This window comes from Pseudomonas sp. RL_105y_Pfl2_101, assembly GCF_963970585.1.
GTDB lineage: Bacteria > Pseudomonadota > Gammaproteobacteria > Pseudomonadales > Pseudomonadaceae > Aquipseudomonas.
Genome location: NZ_CAXAPG010000001.1, coordinates 565,916 through 590,404, shown reverse-complemented (window position 1 = coordinate 590,404; position 24,489 = coordinate 565,916). Strand labels below are relative to the sequence as shown.

15 protein-coding genes are annotated in these 24,489 nt (G+C 62.6%); 12 read left to right on the top strand and 3 right to left on the bottom strand.

The features are described 5' to 3' along the window. A partial coding sequence (locus AACY31_RS02585; RefSeq protein WP_339503808.1) for a retention module-containing protein occupies positions 1 to 1,393 on the bottom strand: 1,393 nt, incomplete at its 3' end. Positions 1,394 to 1,750: 357 nt separating this feature from the next. Here AACY31_RS02585 and AACY31_RS02580 point away from each other — a divergent pair. The 9 genes from AACY31_RS02580 to AACY31_RS02540 all read left to right on the top strand — a co-directional run bounded on the left by AACY31_RS02580 (position 1,751) and on the right by AACY31_RS02540 (position 13,345). Beyond that, on the top strand, positions 1,751 to 3,100 hold the full coding sequence (locus tag AACY31_RS02580; RefSeq protein ID WP_339481322.1) for a TolC family outer membrane protein: 1,350 nt from the start codon (positions 1,751 to 1,753) through the stop codon (positions 3,098 to 3,100). A 37-nt stretch (positions 3,101 to 3,137) separates the two neighbouring features. Next, positions 3,138 to 5,294 carry a type I secretion system permease/ATPase gene (locus tag AACY31_RS02575; protein ID WP_339481324.1) on the top strand — a complete coding sequence of 719 codons (2,157 nt, stop codon included), beginning with the start codon at positions 3,138 to 3,140 and terminating at the stop codon, positions 5,292 to 5,294. Further along, entirely contained in the window at positions 5,284 to 6,651 is a 1,368-nt protein-coding gene (locus AACY31_RS02570) for an HlyD family type I secretion periplasmic adaptor subunit (RefSeq protein WP_339481326.1), read from the top strand. Before AACY31_RS02575 ends, AACY31_RS02570 begins: the two co-directional genes overlap by 11 nt. A 431-nt stretch (positions 6,652 to 7,082) precedes the next feature. Next, positions 7,083 to 7,985 carry a TauD/TfdA dioxygenase family protein gene (locus AACY31_RS02565; protein WP_339481328.1) on the top strand — a complete coding sequence of 301 codons (903 nt, stop codon included), beginning with the start codon at positions 7,083 to 7,085 and terminating at the stop codon, positions 7,983 to 7,985. 37 nt (positions 7,986 to 8,022) lie between these two features. After that, entirely contained in the window at positions 8,023 to 8,352 is a 330-nt protein-coding gene (locus tag AACY31_RS02560; RefSeq protein ID WP_445261519.1) for a hypothetical protein, read from the top strand. A 301-nt stretch (positions 8,353 to 8,653) separates the two neighbouring features. Beyond that, positions 8,654 to 9,430: an efflux RND transporter periplasmic adaptor subunit gene (locus AACY31_RS02555; RefSeq protein WP_339481330.1), complete on the top strand. Its 777-nt coding sequence runs from the start codon at positions 8,654 to 8,656 to the stop codon at positions 9,428 to 9,430. Beyond that, entirely contained in the window at positions 9,427 to 10,746 is a 1,320-nt protein-coding gene (locus AACY31_RS02550; protein ID WP_339481332.1) for an efflux RND transporter periplasmic adaptor subunit, read from the top strand. Before AACY31_RS02555 ends, AACY31_RS02550 begins: the two co-directional genes overlap by 4 nt. Before the next feature lies 1 nt (position 10,747). Further along, positions 10,748 to 12,844 carry a biotin/lipoyl-binding protein gene (locus AACY31_RS02545; protein ID WP_339481334.1) on the top strand — a complete coding sequence of 699 codons (2,097 nt, stop codon included), beginning with the start codon at positions 10,748 to 10,750 and terminating at the stop codon, positions 12,842 to 12,844. A 9-nt stretch (positions 12,845 to 12,853) separates the two neighbouring features. Next, the gene (locus AACY31_RS02540) at positions 12,854 to 13,345 is read left to right on the top strand and encodes a GNAT family N-acetyltransferase (protein ID WP_339481336.1); all 492 of its coding nucleotides are present in this window, start codon (positions 12,854 to 12,856) and stop codon (positions 13,343 to 13,345) included. Between the two features lie 214 nt (positions 13,346 to 13,559). Here AACY31_RS02540 and AACY31_RS02535 read toward each other — a convergent pair whose 3' ends face one another. Both AACY31_RS02535 and AACY31_RS02530 read right to left on the bottom strand, forming a co-directional pair. After that, positions 13,560 to 13,871 (bottom strand): DUF6916 family protein, encoded by a 312-nt coding sequence (locus AACY31_RS02535; protein WP_339481338.1) that lies wholly within the window; start codon positions 13,869 to 13,871, stop codon positions 13,560 to 13,562. A 46-nt stretch (positions 13,872 to 13,917) separates the two neighbouring features. After that, positions 13,918 to 14,505, bottom strand: a complete 588-nt coding sequence (locus AACY31_RS02530; RefSeq protein ID WP_339481339.1) for a phage tail protein — start codon at positions 14,503 to 14,505, stop codon at positions 13,918 to 13,920. A gap of 287 nt (positions 14,506 to 14,792) precedes the next feature. Between AACY31_RS02530 and AACY31_RS02525 the strand changes: the two genes are divergently transcribed. Genes AACY31_RS02525 through AACY31_RS02515 form a run of 3 tightly spaced genes read left to right on the top strand, consistent with a single transcriptional unit; the run spans position 14,793 to position 24,482 of the window. Next, entirely contained in the window at positions 14,793 to 15,638 is an 846-nt protein-coding gene (locus AACY31_RS02525; protein WP_339481340.1) for a sulfotransferase family protein, read from the top strand. 51 nt (positions 15,639 to 15,689) lie between these two features. Continuing rightward, positions 15,690 to 22,928, top strand: a complete 7,239-nt coding sequence (locus AACY31_RS02520; protein ID WP_339503805.1) for an Ig-like domain-containing protein — start codon at positions 15,690 to 15,692, stop codon at positions 22,926 to 22,928. 39 nt (positions 22,929 to 22,967) lie between these two features. Beyond that, positions 22,968 to 24,482 carry a TolC family protein gene (locus AACY31_RS02515; protein WP_339481342.1) on the top strand — a complete coding sequence of 505 codons (1,515 nt, stop codon included), beginning with the start codon at positions 22,968 to 22,970 and terminating at the stop codon, positions 24,480 to 24,482. Positions 24,483 to 24,489 lie beyond the last annotated feature (7 nt).

Here is a 24,489-nt window from a genome sequence, read left to right as displayed (position 1 = left end):
TGACCGCAGGCGTGGTGCTTGGTACCAGGTTTTCAAAGTTGCCACCCGTCGCACCGGTAATGGTGGTGCTGACCGTGCTGCCGTTGTTGTAGACGTCATTGGCTGGCGTCTCGACGGTCACGGTGCCGGTGGTGGCACCGGCGGCAATGGTGATGACCGAGCCGTTGCTCAAGGTCACGGTCACCGGGGTTTGGGCCGGGTTGGTCAGGGTGGCGGTGTAAACGATGGAACCGCCTTCGGTGATGGTGTCGCTGGCCGTCAGGCTCAGGCCAGTGGTGTCCACCGAATCGGTAATTGTGGTGACCGCAGGCGTGGTGCTTGGTACCAGGTTTTCAAAGTTGCCACCCGTCGCACCGGTAATGGTGGTGCTGACCGTGCTGCCGTTGTTGTAGACGTCATTGGCTGGCGTCTCGACGGTCACGGTGCCAGTGCTCTGGCCGGCGGCGATGGTGATGACCGAGCCGTTGCTCAAGGTCACGGTCACCGGGGTTTGGGCCGGGTTAGTCAGGGTGGCGGTGTAGGTGATCTGGCCGCCTTCGGTCACGGTGTTGCCCGCCGTCAGGGTGACGGTGGTGGTGTCGATGGTATCGGTGATCTGAGTCACGGCCGGCGTGGTCGGCAGGGTGACGGCGATGCCGCTACCGCCAGTGGTGCCGGTGACGGTCACGCTGATCTGGCTGGCGTCGTTATAGACGGTGTCGTTCGGCGCCAGTGGTACGTTGACGCTGCCAGTGGTTTGTCCGGCAGTGATTACGATCACGGAGCCGTTGGACAGGGTCACGGTCAGGTCGGTCCGGGGCGCCTGGGTGACAGTGGCGGTGTACACCAGCACACCGCCGGCCTCGGTCAGGGTCGGGGTGGCGCTCAAGGTCAGCGTCGCGTCGAGCACTGCGTTGGCTGTGGTATCGGTGTCCAGAGCAGTAATGTCTGTGTCGGTTATCGCGGCTGTGCTCAACCCTTCAGTCGGAAAGCCGATGGTAGGGTCGACGCTGCCAGCGGTAGCATCCAGCACCACAAAACTGTGCCCGCCACCGGCAGCTCCACCCGTACCTGCGGCAGTGGCGCCAGCGGCGGTGGCTTCCAGGGCGGTCGTCGGATCGACGCCCGCGGCGATGGCTTGTTGCAGCTCTTCTACCGACGGCGCGGCCTGCGCTGCGGCCTGTTGAAGATCGGTAGACGAGTCTGGGGCATTGGCGCTCCACTGGGTGTCGCGGCCCAGGTCCAGGGTACGGCCATCGGCCAGGTCCAATGTGACGGCGCCAGAAGGGCCAGTGTCCAACTGATCGCCGGTGTACAGGCGATCACCTTCAATGAGTACGCGTCGGATACCTTCTGGGGATACGACGAAAACCTGACCAACAATGCTTTTGACGATGGCAATAACACTGCTCATTGAAGACTCTCCCGGTGCAACGCTCAGTAGACTTCCATGTACCCGCCAGCTTGTAGGCAGCAGGGGTCTGGACGTTCATGTTCACAGAATAAGATTATTTGACGCTTTTGCGTGTCAATATTTTGGCAATTTTTTTTCAGGTTTTTGTTTGTGCCAAACTATTGACCTTATGCTGGCCATCCTAAACAATCGCTGCCGCAATGTCACATTGATATTTAAGCGGCGACCTGTTCTTCCGGTGCATGTTCCAGCTCCTGCTTTGAACTTTCCGATATACGGTCATTCCGGTTGCCATCATCCGATGCAGCGCCACGTTTCGCTGTGATCCAAGACAAGTGTTTCAGGAAGAAATCCACCATGCGTTCGCCTCTGTTCATGGCTTTACCCTTCGCCCTCGCCGCCAGTTTCGTACAAGCACAAACCTTGCCGCAGGCCATGCAACAGGCGCTGGATGTCCATCCTGAGATCCAGGCCGGCGTGAACAGTCGCCTCGCGGCGGATTACCAGCTCAAGGCGGCCAAGGGCGGCTATCTGCCCAGGGTGGACCTGGCAGCCGGATATGGTCGTGAAGGCACCGACAGCGTCACCACCCGTTCGGGTGGGACTAATCATTGGGAGACCCTGAACCGCAGCGAGTCGAGCCTGCGCTTGACGCAAATGGTCTTTGACGGTTTTGCGACGTCCAGCGAAGTGGGGCGTCAACAAGCCACCGTGAATGCTCGTGCCTACTCGTTGCTGGACGCGTCCGAGCGCACCGGGTTGACGGTGGCCCAGGTCTACCTGGACGTGCTGACCCGTCGCGAATTCGTGCGCCTGGCCGAGGCAAACCTCAAGAGCCACGAGCGCATCTTCGACCAGATCAAACTGCGCACTTCCCGCGGCGTGGGCAGCGGTGCCGACCTGGACCAGGCCGAAGCGCGCATGGCCCAGGCCCGCAACAACCTGATCACCGAACAAACCAACCTGGCCGATGCCGAGACCAACTACCTCAGCGCCGTCGGCCAACTGCCCGATCAACTGGAGCGTCCTGCCGATTTTCTGGCGTTGCTGCCGGCCAATCTGACCGAAGCCCGCGCCCAGATGCTGGACAACAGCCCGGTGCTGCGTTCGGCCGAAGCTGACATTGCCGCTGCCGAGCAACAGTACGAAGCCGCCAAGTCGAGCTTCTACCCACGCTTTGACGCCGAGTTGGGCCGCACCGCCGACAATGACCTGGACGGCCAGAACGGGCACAATAATGAATGGCAAGCCATGCTGCGCATGCGTTTCAACCTGTATGCCGGCGGCAGCAACAAGGCGGACCTGGAATCCAAGTCGTACCTGTCCAACCAGGCCTTGGACATCCGCAACAACGCCCTGCGCCAGCTCAATGAAGAGCTGGGCCTGGCCTGGAATGCCTTGAACAACGCCAACGCCCAAGTGCCGATCGCCCAGCAATATGTCGATCACAGTACCAGCGTGCGCACTGCCTACCAGAAGCAGTTTAGCCTCGGCGAGCGTACCCTGCTCGACTTGCTCGACAGCGAAAACGAGCTGTTCAGCGCTTCCCGTCGCCTGGCGGAAATCAAGAATGTGCAGCTGTTTACCCAGTACCGGATCAAGGCAACCATGGGGCAGTTGTTGAAAAGCCAGGGTGTTGTCGCGCCGTTGGCATCGGTTGTGCAGAACGACGTGAAGCCCAGGGTTCAGTTGCCTGGGATGAATTGAGTCCTACCACCCGTTTTAATCAGTCAGAGTGCCGAGCGTGGAATCAGAAGTCAGTCCAGTCGAACTAGTTCATGACCCGCGCACGCTGCACGACGACCCGCTGCTGGACGGTTTGCTGGCACTCTGCATGCTGCATCAGAAGCCGGCCAGCGCGGCGATGCTCACCACCGGCCTGCCACTGCCCAAGCAACGGCTGAGCGTCGAATTATTGTCGCGCGCGGCGGCCCGGGCCGGTTTGCAAGGCCGGGTGCTGCAACGCAAGCTTGAGCAAATCCCGGCCATCGCCATGCCGGCGCTGTTGCTGCTCAAGGATGGTCGCAGCGCCGTGCTGCTGGGCTGGGTCGGCGACGACCAGGCTCGGTTGCTGCTCAGCGAAAGTGACGGCGGTGAAGTCACGGTCAACCGCGAGCTGCTGTCCGATGACTACAGTGGCAAGGTCTTCTTCGCCCAACCGCAGCATAAATTTGACGTGAACCACGGCACGCTAATCCCTCGGGCGCGTTCGTGGTTTCGCGACACCCTCAAACGGTCCCGCTGGCTGTATGCCGACGCTATCGCGGCGAGCCTGTTGATCAACATCATTGCCATGGCCGCGCCGTTGTTCGTGATGAACGTCTACGACCGCGTAGTGCCGAACCAGGCTGAAGCGACACTGTGGGTGCTGGCCGTTGGGATCACCGGTGCCTATGTATTCGACCTGATCCTCAAGATGTTGCGCAGCCTGTGCCTGGACCTGGCCGGCAAGAAAACCGACCTGATCATTTCGGCGACGCTGTTCGAGCGTATCGTCGGCATGGCCATGAAATACCGCCCGGCGCGGGTCGGCAGCTTTGCCCAGAACATCCATGAATTCCAGAGCCTGCGGGACTTCCTCGCCTCGCTGACCCTCACCAGCCTGATCGATCTGCCATTTACCCTGCTGATCTTTACGGTCATCGCGATCCTCGGTGGGCACCTGGTGTGGATTCCGGTGTTGGCGTTCCCTATTGCCCTGCTGATCGGCTACGCGTTGCAAAAACCCTTGGTGGCGACCATGGAGCGAACCATGGCCTTGGGCGCCGAGCGTCAGTCCAGCCTGATCGAAACCCTGGCCGGCCTGGACGCCGTGAAGGTCAACAACGCCGAAAGCGAGCGCCAGTACCAGTGGGAACAGACCATCGGCACCCTCAGCCGTCTCGAACTGCGGGTGAAGATGCTGTCCGGCCTGGCGATGAACATCACTTTGCTGATTCAGCAATTGGCCGGGGTGATCATGATCGTCTTCGGCGTGTACCAGATCATCGCTGGTGACTTGAGCATGGGTGGGCTGATCGCCTGCTACATGCTCAGCGGTCGTGCCCTTAGCCCATTGGCTTCGCTGTCGGGCCTGCTGACTCGTTACCAGCAGGCGCGGGTGACCATGACCTCGGTCGACCAGATGATGGAGCTGCCCCAGGAGCGCAATTTCGACGAGCGCCCGTTGAGTCGCAAGGTCCTGCAGGGCGCCATTGAATGCCGCCAGTTGAATTTCACCTACCCGAACCAGCAGCACGCCGCGCTGAAGAACATCAACCTGGTAATCAAGCCGGGCGAGAAAGTCGGCATCATCGGCCGCAGCGGTTCGGGCAAGAGCTCCCTGGCCAAGTTGCTGGTGGGCCTTTACCAACCCGATGACGGTGCCTTGCTGGTGGACGGCATGGACATCCGCCAGGTCGATGTCAGCGAGCTGCGCTACAACATTGGCTACGTGCCCCAGGACATCCAGCTGCTGGCCGGTACGCTGCGGGACAACCTGACCTCCGGCGCCCGGTACGTCGAAGATGAGCTGGTGCTCCAGGCCGCTGAGCTGGCGGGGGTGCATGAGTTTGCCCGCCTGCACCCGCAAGGCTATGAACTGCAAGTCGGTGAGCGCGGGCAGAACCTGTCCGGTGGTCAGCGCCAGAACGTCGCCCTGGCCCGCGCATTGCTGCTCAACCCGCCCATCCTGTTGCTGGACGAACCCACCAGCGCCATGGACAACACCGGTGAAGAACGCTTGAAACAGCGCCTGGCCGCCGTGGTGGAAAACAAGACGGTGCTGTTGGTGACGCACCGGGCATCCCTGCTGTCGCTGGTGGATCGCCTGCTGGTGATCGACCGTGGACAGATCCTCGCCGATGGCCCGAAAGCGGCCGTCATGGAAGCGTTGAAGAAGGGGCAGATCAGTGTTGCTTAAAACCGGTTTAAAGGGCGCTGTGGGTCGCTATTTCAAAGGTTCCGACTCGCTGCACGGCCAACCGCTGCCCGAGGTCAACAAGGCGCTGATCGAGGACGCACCCCGGGTGGTGCGCTTGACGATCTGGAGCATCATCGGCTTCTTTATATTCCTGATGTTGTGGGCCAACTTCGCCGTGATCGACGAAGTGACCAAGGGTGACGGCAAGGCGATTCCCTCGTCCAAGATCCAGAAAATCCAGAACCTGGAAGGCGGCATCGTCGCTGAACTGTTCGTCAAGGAAGGGCAGATCGTCGACGCCGGCGCCCCGTTGATTCGCCTGGACGACACCCGGTTTGTCTCCAACGTCGGTGAAACCGAGGCGGATCGCCTGTCCATGTTGTTGCGGGTCGAGCGCCTGAGTGCCGAGGTCGATGACCGGCCGCTGAATTTTCCGGCCGATGTGCTCAAGGCGGTGCCGCGCCAGGCTGCCAGCGAGGAGTCGCTGTACATCAGCCGCCGGCAGCAGTTGCATGATGAAATCGGCGGTTTGCAGGAGCAGTTGATCCAGCGCCAGCAGGAACTGCGCGAATTCGTGTCCAAGCAGGCGCAGTACCGCGCCGGCCTGGCGCTGCAACGCCAGGAAATCAACATGTCCGAGCCGCTGGTGGCCCAGGGGGCGGTGTCGCCGGTGGAAGTGCTGCGGCTCAAGCGCGCCGAGGTCGAGACCCGTGGGCAACTGGACGCCACGACGCTGGCGATCCCTCGTGCCGAGTCGGCGATCAAGGAAGTGCAGCGCAAGATCGACGAGACTCGCGGCAAGTTCCGCAGCGAAGCGCTGACTCAGCTCAACGAAGCTCGCACCGACCTGAACAAGGCCCAGGCCACCGGCAAAGCCCTGGAAGACCGGGTGAGCCGCACCCTGGTGACGTCGCCCGTGCGCGGCATCGTCAACAAGTTGTTGGTGAACACCATCGGCGGCGTGATCCAGCCCGGCAGTGACCTGGTGGAAGTCGTGCCGCTGGACGACACCATTCTGGTGGAAGCGAAAATCCGTCCCCAGGACATCGCCTTCCTGCACCCCGGCCAGGACGCCACGGTGAAATTCACCGCGTACGACTACACCATCTACGGCGGTATGAAAGCCAAGCTGGAACAGATCGGCGCCGACACCATCACCGATGAAGACAAGAAAACCACCTACTACGTCATCAAGCTGCGCACCGAACGTAGCCACCTGGGCACCGATGACAAGCCGCTGCTGATTATTCCGGGCATGGTGGCGTCGGTGGACATCATCACCGGCAAGAAAACCGTGCTCAGTTACCTGCTCAAGCCAATCATCAGGGCCCGGTCCGAGGCGCTGCACGAGCGGTAGCACCTCAGAGCTGACTCCCCAAACTGCCGATTTGTGGCTTGAGGGTTTGAGGGTTTGAGGGTTTGAGGACTTGAGGCTTTTGTGGCGGGGCGAGGGAGCTTGCTCCCGCTTGAGTGCGCACCGCTCATCGCTTTTTTGGGGCCGCTGCGCGCCCCAGCGGGAGCAAGCTCCCTCGCGAAGGCGGTTTGTCAGTCAATGTATATGTAGCTGCCCCGACGCATTCGCGAGCACATTTGGTTTTGCAACTCTAGCCAAAAGCCATATGGTTATTCGCTAACGGTATTTAAATTGCTGTTCTTATGCCTTTAAAGTCATCCCCCTGCGTACCTGCCGACCAATCGGCGCGCCGCACGACACAAACCAACACGGTTACGCCGTGAGTTTTGATCGACTGCGCGCCCATTGAAGCGCGCCGTGCGTGGGAGTGATGTATGCCAGCCGTCTCTTTTTCTCCAGATTCAAATGCCGCGAACAGCGCGCCGCAATCGTTCGAAATTCTCCCGTTCCGCGATGCCGTAGGCGTCGAGATCGTCGGGCTGGACCTGTCCCGCCCCATCAACGACCAGGATTTCACCCGAATCCACCGCGCCCACCTGGACTATCACGTCGTGGTGTTCCGCGACCAACGCATCACTCCCGAACAACAGATCGCCTTCAGTCGCCGCTTTGGCGTGCTGCAGATCCATGTGCTCAAGCAGTTCCTGCTGGCCGGGCATCCGGAAATCCTCATCGTCTCCAACATCATCGAAAACGGCCAATCCATCGGCCTGGGGGATGCCGGCAAGTTCTGGCATTCGGACCTTTCCTATAAAGAACTGCCCAGCCTCGGCTCGATGCTTCACGCCCAGGAGTTGCCGAGTGAAGGCGGTGACACGTTGTTCGCCGACATGCACAAGGCCTGGGACGCTCTGCCCGAAACGTTGCGTCAAGCGGTCGAGGGCCGTTCGGCGGCGCATTCCTACACCGCGCGCTACAGCGAAAACAAATTCGAAGGTAACTGGCGCCCGACGTTGACGCCTGAGCAACTGGCCCAGGTGGCCGAAGTCGTGCATCCGATCGTGCGCACGCATCCGGAAACCGGGCGCAAGGCGTTGTTCGTCAGCGAAGGCTTCACCACCCGCATCGTCGGCCTGCCGGAGGATGAAAGCAAAGCCATCCTGGCCGAGCTATATGCCCACAGCGTGCGGCCCCAGAACATCTATCGCCATCAATGGCAGCCCCATGACCTAGTGTTCTGGGACAACCGCTCGCTGATCCACTTGGCCACCGGTTGCCCGAGCCATCTGCGCCGCAAGCTGTATCGCACCACCATCCAGGGCGACGCCCCTTTCTGATCGGCTGCGCAGCGCGCAAAGAGCCCGGAGGCTCATCATGTCCAAACGCATTGCTTTTGCACCGCTGGCCGCCGCCGTCGGCCTCGGCTTCAGTTTGCTCGTCAGCCGCCTGGTCGCGCCGGCCAGCGCCCACGCCGAGGGCGAGATTCGGATCGCCGAGCAGTTCGGCATCGTCTACCTGTTGCTGAACGTGGTCCGCGACCAGCAATTGATCGAGAAACACGGCAAGCAAGAGGGCATCGATATCAAGGTCGACTGGACCCAACTGTCTGGCGGCGCGGCGGGTAATCCGGCCCATGACTGGAAGAACGCCATGAATCAGTTCGCGGTTTTGTACGGAGATCGATTTATCAGGCCGACCTGGTGAAAATAAAGGCCTGCCTGACGGCAGGCCATTACCGGCTCGCACACAAAAAATCTGACACTCTCGCTAATGGCTGTTCTCAATCCCCAGAAACGAAAAAACCGGCCGAAGCCGGTGTTTTCACCCCAACGGCCAGAGAATTTAATCTCTGCGTACGGGGTTGAGCAGTGAGCGACTCCTAAGTTGAAGAAATCACGAGGTCAACACTACCGTTGCCACAGAGATTTCCCTCTCTTCACCGCTACTCCCTTGACGCCCCCCACCGCTGTCGTAGACTCCGCCCATCCGTCAGGGAGTAACGGTCATGCGACGTTTGAGTAGTTGGGTTGTGGGATTGGCCTTTGTAACGTGCGGGGTCCAGGCGCAAACGCCGGCTTTCGACGATCCGTTGCTTGAGAGCAACGTGTCGGCCAGTGCGCCTGGCAATGAGGCGCGAGGGGTGCTTCGAGCGCGGGATCAGGCGGTGCTGGCCAGCGAGTTGGCCGGGCGGATTGTCGAGTTGCCGTTCAGTGAGGGCGAGTCGTTCAAGAAGGGCGACACCCTGGCGCGTTTCGATTGCTCGGCCTATCAGGCCCAGCTCAATGCGGCCCAGGCCGCCAGCCGTGGTGCGGGTGAAGAGCTGGCGCATAACCGGCAGTTGGCGGCGTTGAAATCCGTTGGGCGTTTCGAGGTGTCGCGGGCCGAAGCCCGGCTCAGCGAGGCCCAGGCGCAGTCCCAGGTGTATCAGGTCCAGGTCAAGCGCTGCAGCGTGATCGCCCCGTTCGACGGGCAAGTGGTGGCGCGCAAGGTCCAGCGTTATGAAAGCGTCGCGGCCGGTGCGCCGTTGCTGGACGTGGTCGACAACCGCACCCTGGAGATTCACCTGCTGGTGCCTTCCCGCTGGATGGACAGGCTCAAGCCCGGCCAGCCCTTCACCTTTGTCCCCGATGAAACCGGCAAGCCGTTGCAAGCGACGGTCAAGCGCCTGGGCGCGCGTATCGACGAGGGTAGCCAGACCCTGCTGCTGGTGGCGAACGTGCCGGATGCCAGCGGCTTGCTGTCGGGCATGAGCGGCACGGCGCGTTTCGCGGAGCTCAAGTGAACGCGCCGATTTCAGGCAGCGCCGAGCAGGTGTTTGCCCGCTTCCTCGACCTTGAGCGCCAGACACGGGCAGCGCGGACACCGGCACAATTGAGCTACAGCCTCGTCAACGACGGCCAGGCCCTGTTCGGGTTTCGCCACGTTGCGTTATTGATTGCCGGCAAGGTCCAGGCCGTGACCGGCGTCAGCACCGTGGAGCCGAATGCGCCGTTCGTGGCGTTTGTCGAGCAGGCTGTGGCGCAATTGTTCAAACAGGGCCTGTTGAATCAGGCCCGAGTGATTGCCGCCGATGGGGTGAGCGAATCCGTCCGGGCAGACTGGCACAGCCTGTCGGCCGGACAAGTGTTCTGGCTGCCGTTGATCGATCATCAGGGCCAGGTGTTCGGCGGTTTGTGGCTAGCTCGCGACCTGCCTTGGACTCCTCCCGAACAAGTGCTGCTGTCGCAGCTGGGCGACACCTACAGCCATGCGTGGCTGGCGCTGCAACCGCGCAAGCCGTGGCGCCTGCGCTGGACGCGCAAGCGCCAGGTCGCCCTGGTGGCGGTGTTGCTGCTGGGCTTGCTAATCCCTGTGCGCCAGTCGGTGTTGGCCCCGGCCGAAGTGGTGCCGCTGGGCGGACAGGTGGTGGCGGCGCCGTTGGATGGCGTGATCGCCGAGTTCCTGGTCAAGCCCAACCAGACCGTCAAGAACGGCGACCTGCTGCTGCGTTTCGAAAGCACCAGCCTCAAGGCCCAGGCCGATGTGGCCGAACGTGCGCTGGGCGTGGCCGAGGCGGAACTCAAGGCCAACTCTCAGCGCTCGTTTGCCGATGCGGAGTCGAGTTCGAAGATTGACTTGCTGGCCGCCCGCGTCGAACAGAAACGCGCCGAGCACAACTACGCGCTTGAGCTGCTCAAGCGCAGCGAAGTACGTGCCGAGCGGGACGGCATCGCGGTGTTCGCCGATGCTGAGCGCTGGCTTGGCAAGCCCGTGCAAACCGGCGAGCGGCTGATGGAAATCGCCGATCCGAACCAGGCCGAGTTGCGTATTGAGTTGGCGGTGGGCGACGCGATTGCCCTGGAGCCCGGTGCGCAAGTGGCGTTGTTTCTCGACAGCGACCCGTTGCAGCGACACCTGGCCTGGCTCGAGCGCTCGGCCTATGAAGCGCAGCCTACCGCCGCCGGGCAACTGGCGTATCGGTTGGATGCGCGTTTCGATGCTCAAGCGCCGCGTATCGGCCTGCGGGGCACGGCGAAGGTCTTCGGCGACCGCGCGCCGCTGGCGTTGTACCTGTTGCGTCGGCCACTGGCCGGCTTGCGCCAGAGCGTAGGCCTGTAGTATGGCGCTGCCGAGCCTGCGGCCGGACCTGCAACTGTCCCCGGCGGCGCCGGACCCGGACGGTTCGCCGCAGTGGACCTTGGCCGATCCGGTGCGTGGGCGCTATTTCAAGCTTGGCGCGGCGGCGATGCGCATGTTGCGGCACTGGTCCCTGGGTGATCCGCAGCAGGTGCTGCAGGCCGCGAACCGCGAGCCGGGCCTGCCACTCAATGGTGAATCGCTGGAGCAGTTGCTGGGCTTCTTGCGCGGCCATGATCTGATCAGCGCGATGGACCCGCAACAGCGCGACAGCTACCTCTTCAAGACCGCCGCGCAGCGCCAGAGCCTATGGCAGATCTTGCTGCATCAATACCTGTTTTTTCGCATTCCGCTGTGGCGACCGGACGCTTTTCTCAATCGTGCCTGGCCCTGGTTGGCGCGGTTTGGCCCCGGGATCCTGCGCTATGGCCTGCCGCTGACCCTGGGCGTCGGCATCTTCCTGGTGTCGCGGGACTGGCAGCGTTTTATCGCCACGTTCCCGCATTTGTTCAGCCTGGGTGGTGCGTTGGCGTTCGGGGTGGCGTTGCTCTTCGCCAAGCTGTGCCACGAATTTGGCCATGCCTTCATGGCCAAGCGCGCGGGCTGTCGTGTGCAAAGCATGGGCGTGGCGTTCATGGTGCTGTTGCCAATGTTCTACACCGACGTCAGCGACGCCTGGCGGATCAATGATCGCCGCGCGCGGTTGCTGATCGGTGCCGGCGGGGTCCTGGCCGAACTGCTACTGGCGTGCATCGCGCTGCTGGCCTGGTCGCTGCTGCCCGACGGGCCGGCGCGCACCGCGGCGTTCATGCTCGCCAGCGCCACCTGGATCACCACGTTGATCATCAACCTGAACCCCTTCATGCGCTTCGATGGATATTTCCTGCTCAGTGATTTCTGGGCGGTGGATAACCTTCAGGGCCGTGCGTTCGCCCTGTGCCGCTGGCGCCTGCGCGAAGCCTTGTTCGGTTATGGCGCGGCTGCACCGGAACCCTGGTCGCCGAAGATGCGTCGTCGTTTGCTGGTGTGGGGCTATGGCTCCTGGCTGTGGCGGGCGCTGTTGTTTTTCGGGATTGCCCTGGCGGTCTATCACCTGTTCTTCAAGGTGCTGGGCATTTTTCTGATGATGGTGGAATTGGCGTGGTTCATTTTTATGCCCATCGTGAATGAATGGCGGCAATGGTGGAGTCGTCGTGAGCAAGCCCATGGTGCTCGGGTGTTCCTGAGCGGCCTGGTCGTGCTGGCGGTGCTGTTGGTGCTGTTGCTGCCTTGGCGCAGCGCGGTGGAAGTGCCGGCCATGCTCGAGGCCGGGCGCGCCAGTGCCTTGCATGCGCCGGTGGCGGCGCGGGTCAAGCAGGTGAATGTGCACGATGGCCAGACCGTGGCCCAGGGCGATGTGTTGATTGAGCTGGCGTCGCCGGACATGGCGTCGCGCCTGGCCATCGTGCGTCGGGAAATCCAGATCCAGCAGTTGCAGATGCGCCGTCAGGCCGGGCGCAGCGAAACCGCTGCCGATGCTGGCATCATCGAGCAGCAACTGGCCGAAGCGGTGGCCGAGTACCGCGGCCTGGTCGCCCAGCGCGAACGGCTGTTGTTGCGCGCACCCCATGCCGGTCAGGTGCGCGATTTGATGCCGCAGCTGGCGGTAGGGCGCTGGCTGTCACCGACGCAGGCGCTGGCGCGGGTGGTGCAGACCGATTCGCGGTTGCGCGGCTACCTGACCGAAGCCGAGCTTTGGCGGGTCGCGCCGGGCGCTACGGGGCGGTTCATTGCTGACGATCCGATGCACACCTCCATTGCTGTGCAACTGAATGAAATCGATACCAATGGCGTGGCCTGGGTCGAACAGCAAGCGTTGACGTCTGACCATCACGGGCCGATTGCGGTGCGCCGCGACTCGCAGCAACGGGCCGAGCCGGTGCAGGCGCAATACGGCGTGCGCCTGAGTGCGGTGGACGACACGTCGGCCCCGGTGCAACCGCTGCGTGGTGTGGCGGTGTTGCAGGGCAAGGGCGAGTCGGTGTTGGGAGCGGCCTGGCGCCGGTTGGCGGCGTTGGGTGTCAGGGAAAGCGGGTTCTAAGGGGCGAGCATGGATTCAGTGGCAGCAGAGGGATTGGTGGTGCGTCCATCGCGGGTCAGTGATGGGCCGTTCTTGCAGGGCCTGTACCAGGCGGCGCGACCGGACCTGCAATGGATCGATGGCGAGCATGAACAGGTGCAGCAGGTGATTGCCCAGCAGTTCCAGGTGCAGGAGCAGGGGTTGGGCGAAAATTTCCCCAACGCTATGCATTACGTCGTGGAAAAACTCGGCACCGCCATCGGCGCCTTGAGCACGGATTTCGGCCCCAATGAAATTCGCGTGCTGTACCTGGCCTTCATCCCCCAGGCGCGTGGGCAGGGGTATGGCCGGGCGGTGTTGCAAGGGGTGCAGAAAGCCGCGCAGCAGATCCGTTGCCCGGTGGCGACCGTGGTCTGGAGCAGCAACCCCCACGCCCGCCGGCACTACCTGGCCCTGGGTTTCGAAGTGCAAGAGCGCAACCCGGCAGCGGAGCGGTTGGTCTGGTATCCGAAAGGGGACTGAGCGTCCCCTGTAGTCCTGTGCGAGCTTCCATCCATCCGTAACCCGTGGCGAGGGAGCTTGCTCCCGCTCGGCTCTGTAGGTGCTGGCGCAGCCTGCGATCTTTTGATCTTTCGCTCCAGACTCAATTGGCAGTGAAAAGATCGCAGCCTCGCTTCGCTCGTCAGCTCCTACAGATCCAGCGGGAGCAAGCTCCCACAGTTTGAAATGAGTCCAGTCAGTTAAACGCGATGTAAAAATATCCCAGCGCTGGATCCCGTCCCATGGGCGGTATGCGTGACACGAACACCCCTTCGATCTTGCCCAGTTCCGGCACTTCCAACCCACAGAGCCCGTCGACGAACGCCGTACTTTCCAGGCTGTTGAACTCGACGCTGAAGGGCATGCGCTCGGTGTTTGGCATCTTCGCCCGAGGTGTTTCTTCGAGGGTTTCGAAGCGCACCGGCAGGCAACTGCCGTCGGGCAGGATCAGGCTGCCGGTCTGGCCCAGCAGCGGTTGGAAATGGCGGCTATGAACCTGTTGCAGCATGTCGACACTCCAAAAGGCCGGAGGACCGCAGCCCTCCGGCGGTTCATCAGTTACGGGACGGGAAGTAGCCTTGAAGGGCGATGCTGAAATTGATGGCCAGGAAGGGGTTCATGACCGCCATGGGCATGCTGTTGCCCGTGGCGGACACCGAGCCGCTGACCGCGGTGGTCACGCCTTGCAGCGGCACTGGCGAAGCGCCTATCTGGTCGGAATAGATCGCCGCTGCGCCCGGCCCGGTGCCCGAAGTGCCGATGAACGAGTTGGTGCCCGTAGGGGTGGTCACCGGGTTGCTGGCCGGGTTGGCCAACTGCAGGGTGGTCGAGGCAGTGATGCCCGTGAGCGTGTGGGTGTGGTTGGGCAGGTTATTGATCGTGGCGCTGACGTTTTCGGTGCCGGAGATTTCACCGATGACGCGCGGGGTCAGGCCCGGGCCATTACCTTGGCCCAAGGGTAGGCGACCTTGAAGGTTGGGTAGCAAGAAGGTGGTCTGGCCGTTGCCGCCGTACGTTACGCCGATCAGGGCGAACAGGGTCTGGTATTGGGAAAGGGAAAGTGTCTGCCCGTTGCATAGGGCCCAATCCCTGGGCGCAAAGTTAAAGGCGAATGATTGGATAGTGCCGATGAATACTTCCATAGATTCCTCATCCCTCAGGTTATTGGTCTGGCGATGCCGGCAGGATTCTGGGAGAGAGGCTTCACTTCCTGGCCCGGTCATGCACGGCTGAGCGTAGACGCGGTTGTTTCATTTTGCCGGGTGAAGGAAGGGTGAAAATATTTCCAGTGCGCTTAATCGATTCACGCATGCCATTGGCCTGTACCGTCCATCTTTTTTACGGTTCAAGGTGAATTTGATATCAAAGTACTACTAGTCGGCGATTATTTCCTCGGCTACGCTTGGCGATACAAAGGGACTACAAACAGGTGAAGGGATTGTCGCAGTTTCACTTTATCTCCGGTTTACCGCGCTCAGGCTCGACCCTGCTTTCTGCCATTTTGTTGCAGAACCCGCGCTTTCATGCCGGCATGACCAGTCCTGTTGGCACGCTGTTCAGCAGCGTCTTGCAGCAATGCAGCGCCGGCAGCGAGTTCGGTTCGGTGATCGACACCGACCTGCGCCGCCGCCTGCTGCGCGGTCTGTTCGACTCCTACTACGCCGACAAATCCGATAAGCCGGTCATCTTCGATACAAATCGCCAGTGGTGTGCCCGCTTGCCCGCCCTGCAGGACCTGTTTCCCCAGGCCAAGACCATCGCCTGTGTGCGTAACGTTGCCTGGATCCTCGATAGCCTGGAGCGGCTCTACCGCGCCAACCCCTTTGAAAACACCAAGCTGTTCAATGACGATGACGAGCGCAACACCGTCTACAGCCGCTGCGAGACCCTGGCTCAGCGCAACCGCCTGGTGGGTTTCGCCTGGACCGCGCTCAAAGAGGCCTACTACGGTGAGAACGCCGAGTCGCTGCTGATCGTTGATTACGATTTGTTGAGCCAGGCCCCGGAGCGGGTGATGCGCCTGGTGTACGAATTCATCGGCGAACCCTGGTTCGAACACGATTTCAATCACTTGACCTACGACGCACCGGCCTTTGACCAGGCCCTGGGCGTTGCCGGCCTGCACAAGGTCAAGCCGAAGGTCGCGCCGCAAGCCCGGCGGACCTTGTTGCCGCCGGATCTGTTTGAAAAGTATGCCGAGTTGTCGTTCTGGTGCGATGGATCTGCAAGCGCCGCCAATGTCATTCGTATGAAAACCGATGCCGCCGTCAGCTGACTGCGGTTTTTTTTCATTTGCGTTCAAAAAGTTCGAGTCCAGGTGATCGTCATGTGGTGGAGCAAAGGCAAATCGCGGGTAACCGAGGGCACACAAGCCCTGGCATCGCCAATGATCATGTCCCTGGAGCCGCGAATGCTATTCGACGGCGCGGTGGCGGCAACCGTGGCCGATGCCGCGCAGCCGGACGCCCATCCCACCGCCGAGGCGACCAAGGCGCCCACGACGGATCAGCCAGTCGACAGCCATGCTCCCCAGGGCCAGGTCGATGCCACCCAGGCCGCCGTGCCGGGCAAGACCGTGGTGTTCGTCGATTCCCGGGTCAAGGATTCCGCCAGCCTGCTCGAAGGTGTGGCGCCCGGTACCCAGGTCGTGCAGCTGGATGCCAGCAAGGACGGCTTGCAACAGATCGCCGATTACCTGGACACCCACCAGGGCATCAGCTCGGTGCAGATCATCGCCCACGGTAACGCCGGTGATTTGTGGCTGGGCAACAGCTACCTGTCGGCGGATAACGTCCAGGCGCGCAGCGAAGTGCTCGCGCAGATCGGCCAGGACATGAACGCTGGCGGCGATATCCTGATCTATGGCTGCTACACCGCCGAAGGCGAGCGTGGCTTGAACCTGGTCGATTCATTGGCGCAGTTGACCGGCCGCGACGTGGCGGCGTCCAACGACCGCACTGGCCTGGGCGGCGACTGGGACCTGGAAATTGCCACTGGCAACATCGAAAGCGCCAACGTGCTGTCGAGCAAGGCCATGAGCGAGTACCAATGGGGCCTGGCCACCTGGACCGCTACCAACAACCTCAATAGCGGCGTGGGCTCCCTGCGCGCCGCCTTGTCGTCTGCACAGAGCGGCGATATCGTCACCTTCAATGCCAGCATGACCGTCGCGCTGACCCAGGTGCTGGTCGTCGACAAGAACGTCACCATCGATGGTGACCTCAACAACGACAACGTGGCCGATGTGACCCTGGATGGGCAATACCGCACCCAGATCATCAACGTGACGTCGGGGACCACCGCGACCCTCGATGGCCTGGTGATTACCCGGGGCATGGTGGCAGGCAACGGTGGTAACGGCGGCGACGATGCGCTGGTGTCCCAGGGCGGTGGTATCTACAACGCCGGCACCTTGACCCTTAGAAACGTCACAGTGACCGCAAACGCCGCTTCGGGCGGTGGTGGTGGCGGTGGTGTAACGCCGCAGTACGCCGGCGGCGGCGGTGGTGGCGGTGGCGCGATCACTGGGGGTACCGGTGGCAAGGGCGGCAATACGCTCAACTCCTCGGGCGCCAACGGCACGCCCGGACAGGGCGGCGCGGGCGGCGGTTTCTTCAACATTGGCGGGCGCGGCGGTTCCACTAGCGGTGGCGCGGGCGGTGCGGCTTATCCGGGCTACAGCACCGGTTCGGCCGGTGGCACGGCCACCAGCGGTGGCTTGTCCATCGGCGGTGGCGGCGGTGGCGACGGCTATAACGACATCGGCGGCGCCGGCGGCGGCGCGGCGGGGGGGATCTATAACGATACCGGCGCAACCCTGCGGATCATCGGCAACTCGGTCATCTCCAACAACGTCGGCGCGGGTGGCGGCGGCGGCGGCGGTGGTGCCGGTGGTGGTTATCTCCAGGCGGGTGGTGCCGGTGGTGTCGGTGTCGGCGCCATCTGGAACAAAGGCTCGATCCTGATCACGGCCGCCAACTTTGCCGCCCTGGCCGGTAACGTCGGCGGCAGCGGCGTGGGCGGGACCAGCGCCGGCAGCGCTGGTGTTTCGCCGGCGTCGGTGGCCAACGTCTACGGCGATGGCGGCACGATCAACACCAACTATACGCCGGACGAGACGCCGCCCACCGCGACCGTCGTCGTGGCCAATACCAACCTGAACTCCGGTGGCACGTCGCTGGTGACCATCACCTTTTCCGAAGCCGTGACCGGTCTTACCGCGGCGGACCTGACGGTGCAGAACGGCAGCGTCGGCACCTTGACCAGTGGCGATGGCGGCATCACCTGGACCGGCACGCTGACCGCGGCCAGCAACATCGCCGACACCACCAACATCATCACCCTGAACAACACCGGCGTTGCCGACCTGGCCGGCAATGCCGGCGTGGGCACCACCGACTCGAACAATTACATCGTCAACGACACCGTGGCGCCCACGGCGTCCATCGTGGTGAGCGACACTGCCCTCAGGATTGGCGAGACCTCCACGGTCACCATCACCTTCTCCGAGGCCGTTTCCGGCTTTACCACGGCCGACATGACGGTGGCCAACGGTACGCTCAGCGGCCTGAGCAGCGGCGACGGTGGCATCACTTGGACGGCCACGCTGACGCCGGATGCGGCGACCACCGATACCTCCAATCTCATTGTCCTGAACAATACGGGCGTGGCGGACCTCAATGGCAACGCCGGCGTGGGGACGACCAACTCCAACAACTACGCCGTCGACACGCAACGCCCGACCGCCACCATCGTGGTGTCTGACACCGCGCTGCGCGTCGGTGAAACCTCCGTGGTGACCATCACCTTCACCGAGGCCGTGAGTGGTTTCACCACCGCCGATCTGACGGTCGCCAATGGCACGGTCACCGGCCTGAGCAGCAGTGACGGTGGTATCACCTGGACCGGGACGCTCACACCAAGTGCCAGCGTCAACGACACCAGCAACCTGATCACCCTGGATAACACCGGCATTGCCGACCTGTCTGGAAACGCCGGCAGCGGTATCACCGACTCCAACAACTACGCCATCGACACGCTGCGCCCGACCGCCACCATCGTGGTGGCCGATACCGCGCTGAACATCGGCGAAACCTCGTTGGTGACGATTACCTTCAGCGAGGCCGTGACCGGTTTCACCCTGGCCGACCTGACGGTGGCCAACGGCAGCCTGAGCGGGCTGAGCAGCAGCGACGGCGGCATTACCTGGACCGCGACGCTCACCCCGAGCGCCAGCGTCAGCGATGCCACCAACCTGATCATCCTGGCCAATACCGGTGTGGCGGACGCGGCGGGCAACACCGGCAGCGGCACCACCAGCTCCAACAACTACGCGGTCGACACGCTGCGGCCAACCGCTAGCATCGTTGTAGCCGACACCTCCCTGAGCGTTGGCGAAACCTCCCTGGTGACCATCACCTTCAACGAGGCGGTGACAGGCTTTACCACCGCCGACCTGACGGTCGCCAACGGCACGGTCACTGGCCTGAGCAGCGGCGACGGCGGCATCACCTGGACCGGCACGCTCACGCCAAGTGCCAGCGTCAGCGACACCAGCAACCTGATCACCCTGGATAACACCGGCGTTGCGGACGCGGCGGGCAACGCCGGCAGCGGCACCACCGACTCCAACAACTACGCCATCGACACCGCGCGTCCGACCGCCACCATCGTGGTCGCCGACACGGCCATCGCCGTTGGCGAAACATCGGTGGTGACGATCACCTTCAGCGAGCCCGTGACGGGTTTCACCCTGGCGGACCTGAGCGCCGTCAACGGCAGCCTGAGCGGCCTGAGTACCAGCGACAACATCACCTACACCGCGACCTTCACGCCAAGCGTTGGCATCAGCGATGCCACCAACCTGATCACGCTCGATAACACTGGCGTGGTGGACGGCGCGGGCAATGCCGGCAGCGGCACCACCGATTCCAACAACTATGCCGTTGACACCCAGCGTCCGACCGCCACCATCGTGGTGGCTGACACGGCGCTGAGCGTCGGCGAAACCTCGCTGGTGACCATCACCTTCTCCGAAGCGGTGACGGGTTTCGACAATTCGGACCTGAGCGTGGCCAACGGCACGCTGAGTGCGGTCAGCAGCAGTGATGGCGGCATCACCTGGACCGCCACCTTCACCCCGGCCCTCGGGGTCAGCGACACGTCCAACGTGATCACCTTGAACAACACCGGCATCAGTGATGTGGCGGGCAACACCGGCACTGGCACCACCGATTCCAACAACTACCAGGTCGACACCAACGTGCCGACGGCGACCATCGTGATTGCCGATACCACGTTGAGCATCGGCGAGACGTCGTTGGTCACCGTGACCTTCAACTCGGCGGTCAGCGGGTTCGACAATTCGGACCTGACCGTCAGCAATGGCACGTTGAGCAACGTGTCGTCCTCCGACGGCGGTGTCACCTGGACGGCCACGTTCACGCCGAGCGTCAGCATTTCCGATACCAGCAATGTGATCACCCTGGACAATACCGGCTTGATCAACGGCGCGGGCAATGCGGGCGTGGGCACCACAGACTCCAACAACTACACCGTCGATACGGTGCGGCCAACCGCGACCATCGTCGTGGCCGACACCGCCATAGCCGCCGGCGAGACCTCCGTGGTGACCATCACCTTCAACGAGGCCGTGACCGGTTTCACCTTGGCCGACCTGACGGTGGCGAACGGCAGCCTGAGTGGGCTGAGCAGCAGCGACGGCGGCATCACCTGGACCGCGACCTTCACGCCAACCGGTGGCGTCACGGACACCAGCAACGTCATCTCGCTCAACAGTGGCGGCATCGTTGACGTGGCAGGCAACGCCAATGTTGGCACCACCGACTCCAACAACTACGCGCTGGACACCGAACGTCCGACCGCAACGATCGTGCTGGCCGATTCCAACCTCAGTGTCGGCGAAACCTCGTTGCTGACCATTACTTTCAGCGAGGCCGTGACCGGTTTCACCAACGCTGACCTGAGCGTTGCCAACGGCACCCTCAGTGCCGTCAGCAGTAGCGATGGCGGCCTGACCTGGACGGCGACCTTCACGCCAACCCTCGGCGTGCGGGATACATCCAACCTGATCGTCCTGGACAATACCGGGGTGAGTGACGCGGCGGGCAATACCGGAACCGGCACCACCAACTCGGCCAACTACGCGATCGACACGCAGGTGCCGACGGCGACCATCGTGGTGGCCGACACGTCCCTGAGCATCGGTGAAACCAGCCAGGTGACCATCACTTTCAATGAAGCGGTGAGCGGTTTTGATAACAGCGACCTGACCATCAGCAATGGTACGTTGAGCAACGTGTCGTCCTCCGACGGTGGCATCACCTGGACGGCCACGTTCACGCCGAACGCGAGCATTGCCGATACCAGCAACCTGATCACCCTGGACAACACCGGTGTCATCAACATTTCAGGCAATGCGGGTGTCGGCACCACCGACTCAAACAACTACGCCATCGACACCGTGCGGCCAACGGCGACCATCGTCGTCGCCGACACTGCCATTGCCGCTGGCGAGACTTCGCTGGTGACCATTACCTTCAACGAGGCCGTCACCGGCTTCACCAGCGCCGATCTGAGCGTGGCCAACGGTACGCTCAGCGGTTTGAGCAGCAGTGACGGCGGCCTCACCTGGACCGCGACCTTCACGCCAACCGCTGGCATCACCGACACCAGCAACATCATCACCCTGACTAACAGCGGCGTCGCCGACCTGGCGGGCAACGCGGGCAGCGGTACCACCGATTCGAACAACTACAGCGTCGACAGCCAGCGTCCGACCGCCACCATTGTGCTAAGCGATTCGCAGTTGAAACCGGGTGAAACCGCGCAGGTGACCATCACCTTCAGCGAGGCGGTGACCGGGTTTACCAACGCTGACCTGAGCGTTGCCAACGGCACCCTGAGCGCCGTCAGCAGCAGCGATGGCGGCCTGACCTGGACCGCGACCTTCACGCCGACCCTGGGCGTGACCGACACCAGCAACCTGATCACCCTGGACAATACCGGCGTGAGCGATGCGGCCGGCAATACCGGGACAGGCACCACTGATTCGGCCAATTATGTGGTCGAGACGCAGGTACCGACGGCCACGATCGTGGTGGCCGACAGTGCGCTGCAGATAGGGGAAACCTCGCAGGTCACTATTACGTTCTCGGAAGCGGTGAGCGGTTTCGACAACAGCGACTTGACCATCAGCAACGGCACGCTCAGCAATGTGTCGTCCACCGACGGCGGCATTACCTGGACGGCCACGTTCACGCCGAGCGCCAGCATCACCGACACCAGCAACCTGATCAGCCTGGACACCAGCGGTGTGGTCAACGTTTCGGGCAACAGCGGTGTCGGCGTGGTGGACTCCAACAACTACGCGATCGACACGGTTCGCCCTGGCGCCACCATCACCGTGGGCGATACCAGCCTGGGCATCGGCCAGAGCACCACCGTGACCATCCGCTTTACCGAGGCCGTGTCCGGTTTCGATTTGTCGGATCTCAGTGTCGCCAATGGCGTGTTGTCCAACCTTGCCAGCAGTGACGGTGGCCTGACCTGGACCGCGACCCTGACGCCGACTGCGGGCGTCAACGATGCCACCAACCTGATCCTGCTCGACGCCAGCAATGTGCAGGACCTGGCCGGCAACGCCGGCGTGGGCATCGCGATTTCCGCCAACTACGCGCTCGACGCCACCCGGCCGACGGCAACCATCGTGGTCGCCGACCCGAACCTGACGGTGGGCGAGACGACCCAGGTGACCTTCACCTTCAGCGAAGCGGTGACGGACTTTGACCTGTCGGACCTCAGCGTCACCAACGGCGAACTGACCAACCTGACCACCAGCGATGGTGGCAAGACCTGGACAGCAACGTTCACGCCAACGGTGAGCCTCACCGACCCGAGCAACTTCATTGCCCTGGACACGAGCAACGTCAGTGACCTGTCGGGCAACGCCGGGGCCAGCGTGGCGGTGTCCAACAACTATGCGATCGACACCGTGGTGCCCAACGATGTGAAGCCGCCGCCGGACTTCCTGACCGCCGACCCGGTCACGGTCACTCCTCCGTCCGAGGTGCCGTTGCAACCGATCGTCTTTACACCGCCGACCGGCAACCTGGGGTCGCCACTGGGCTTCCCAGCGCTGTTCGAGCAACGGGACGTGGGCGGGGGCCTGCGACCGATTGGGGATATTTTCATCAACCATGGCGCACTGGCGCCGAGCTACATCGCCCAGGTGTTCGGCAATGACGCCTCCGGTGATGGCGCCGGCCAAGGGTTCCTGGGCTTTGGTGGTGGTGATGGCGGGGTGTTTGGCAGCAGCACGCTTTCGACCCTGTTCAACCAGGACTCCGGCTCCGAGGGCGAATCAATGGACGCCTTCGGCAGCCAGTCGATGCAGGGCGATGGCGTGTCCCAAGGCCTGCGCGGGATGTTCGGGGCGCCAACCCTGGGTCAACAACTGCAACAGCTCAAGGACACTGAACAACGTCAGGTCGACAGCCTGGCAACCGCGTTACGACAGGTCGGCATCAGCCAAGTGCAGGCTTGAATTCTAAATATATTGGGGCAGTCAGGGGCAATCCAGGGAATGAATAGAAGTCAGAAGTTATTCGGAATGAGTTTGCTGGCGTTGGTGGTGAGTGGTTGTGCGGTCACTAGCGATCCGATCGAGCGTAGCGTCAGCGAACAGCGCGCTCGAACCGACCTGCAGAATATGTACAAGGATCAGGAGCCGCTCAGCGGCCCGCTGACCCTGCACCAGGCCATGGCCCGGGCAGTGAAGTACAACCTCGAAGGTCGCTTGAAGATCATGGAGGAAGCCCTGGCCAAGCGTCAGTTGGACCTGGCCAGTTTCGACATGCTGCCGCGCATGGCCCTGGACGCCGGGTATGTGGGTCGCAACAACGTCAACGCCTCCAGCAGCCAGAGCGTGGAAACCGGTACCCAGTCCCTGGAGCCGTCGACCTCCCAGGATCGCGACCGTGAGGTGGCTGACCTGACCATGGTCTGGAACGTGCTCGATTTTGGCGTCAGCTACATCAGCGCCAAGCAGGCCGGGGACCAGCGACTGATCGTGCAGGAGCGCCGGCGCAAGGTGATCAACACCATCGTCCAGGACGTGCGTTCGGCCTACTGGCGCGCCATGGCCGCCGAGCGCCTGCTCAAGCAGATCGACAGCCTGATGGTTCGGGTCGAGGCGGCGCGCGACAACAGCCAGAGCATGAGCGAACAGCGCATCGGTGACCCGGTGCAGGCCCTGGGTTACCAGCGCTCGCTGATCCAGGCCACCCGTCAACTGGAAGAGCAGCGCCGGGCGCTGTCCCTGGCCAAGACCGAACTGGCGACCCTGATCAACTTGCCTTTGGGTACCGAGCTGACCTTGGCGACCCAGGATGAATACGCCGTCCCGGAACTCAAGGTCGACCTGGCCCGTCTCGAACAGGAAGCCCTGGCCAGCCGTCCGGAACTGCGCGAGCAGGATTACCAGACCCGCATCACCGCCGCCGAAACCCGCAAGGCCATGCTGCGCCTGCTGCCGGGGCTGGAGTTTTCCGCCGGCGGGCATTACGACAGCAACTCGTTCCTGGTGGAACAGGGCTGGGCCGACTATGGCGTGAAAGTCACCTGGAACCTGTTCAACGTGATTTCCGCCCCGGCGGCCATCGACGTGGCCAAGGCCGGTGAAGAAGTGGCGTCGGCGCGGCGCCAGGCGATGTCGATTGCTGTATTGGCGCAGTTGTACGTGGCCAATGCCAACTATCGCGAAGCGCTGCGCCAGTTCAAGACCAGCCAGCAACTGGCGGACATCGACGGGCAGATTGTCGGTCAATTGCGCAACCGTCACCAGGCTGCCGGCATTGGCGAGCTGGATCTGATCCAGGGTGAACTGAACACCCTGCAGGCCGATCTGCGTCGGGACCTGGCCTACGCCGACCTGCGTAACGCTTACGGGCAGATTTTTGCCAGTGCCGGTCTCGACCCATTGCCAAACGAAGTGCAATCGACCGAAGTCCAGTCGATTGCCACAGCGCTGGCTAACCGTGAAGCAGCCTGGGCTCAGGGCGATATCACGGAGCCGACGACCGCCGCAGTGACTCAATAACCGGGCG

Bases quoted from the DNA above. Each gene is read 5' to 3' on its own strand.
- AACY31_RS02580 (WP_339481322.1), top strand. From the start codon at position 1,751: ATGCGTTCGCCTCTGTTCATGGCTTTACCCTTCGCCCTCGCCGCCAGT.
- AACY31_RS02565 (WP_339481328.1), top strand. From the start codon at position 7,083: ATGCCAGCCGTCTCTTTTTCTCCAGATTCAAATGCCGCGAACAGCGCG.
- AACY31_RS02560 (WP_445261519.1), top strand. From the start codon at position 8,023: ATGTCCAAACGCATTGCTTTTGCACCGCTGGCCGCCGCCGTCGGCCTC.
- AACY31_RS02555 (WP_339481330.1), top strand. From the start codon at position 8,654: ATGCGACGTTTGAGTAGTTGGGTTGTGGGATTGGCCTTTGTAACGTGC.
- AACY31_RS02545 (WP_339481334.1), top strand. From the start codon at position 10,748: ATGGCGCTGCCGAGCCTGCGGCCGGACCTGCAACTGTCCCCGGCGGCG.
- AACY31_RS02540 (WP_339481336.1), top strand. From the start codon at position 12,854: ATGGATTCAGTGGCAGCAGAGGGATTGGTGGTGCGTCCATCGCGGGTC.
- AACY31_RS02535 (WP_339481338.1), bottom strand. From the start codon at position 13,871: ATGCTGCAACAGGTTCATAGCCGCCATTTCCAACCGCTGCTGGGCCAG.
- AACY31_RS02530 (WP_339481339.1), bottom strand. From the start codon at position 14,505: ATGGAAGTATTCATCGGCACTATCCAATCATTCGCCTTTAACTTTGCG.
- AACY31_RS02520 (WP_339503805.1), top strand. From the start codon at position 15,690: ATGTGGTGGAGCAAAGGCAAATCGCGGGTAACCGAGGGCACACAAGCC.
- AACY31_RS02515 (WP_339481342.1), top strand. From the start codon at position 22,968: ATGAATAGAAGTCAGAAGTTATTCGGAATGAGTTTGCTGGCGTTGGTG.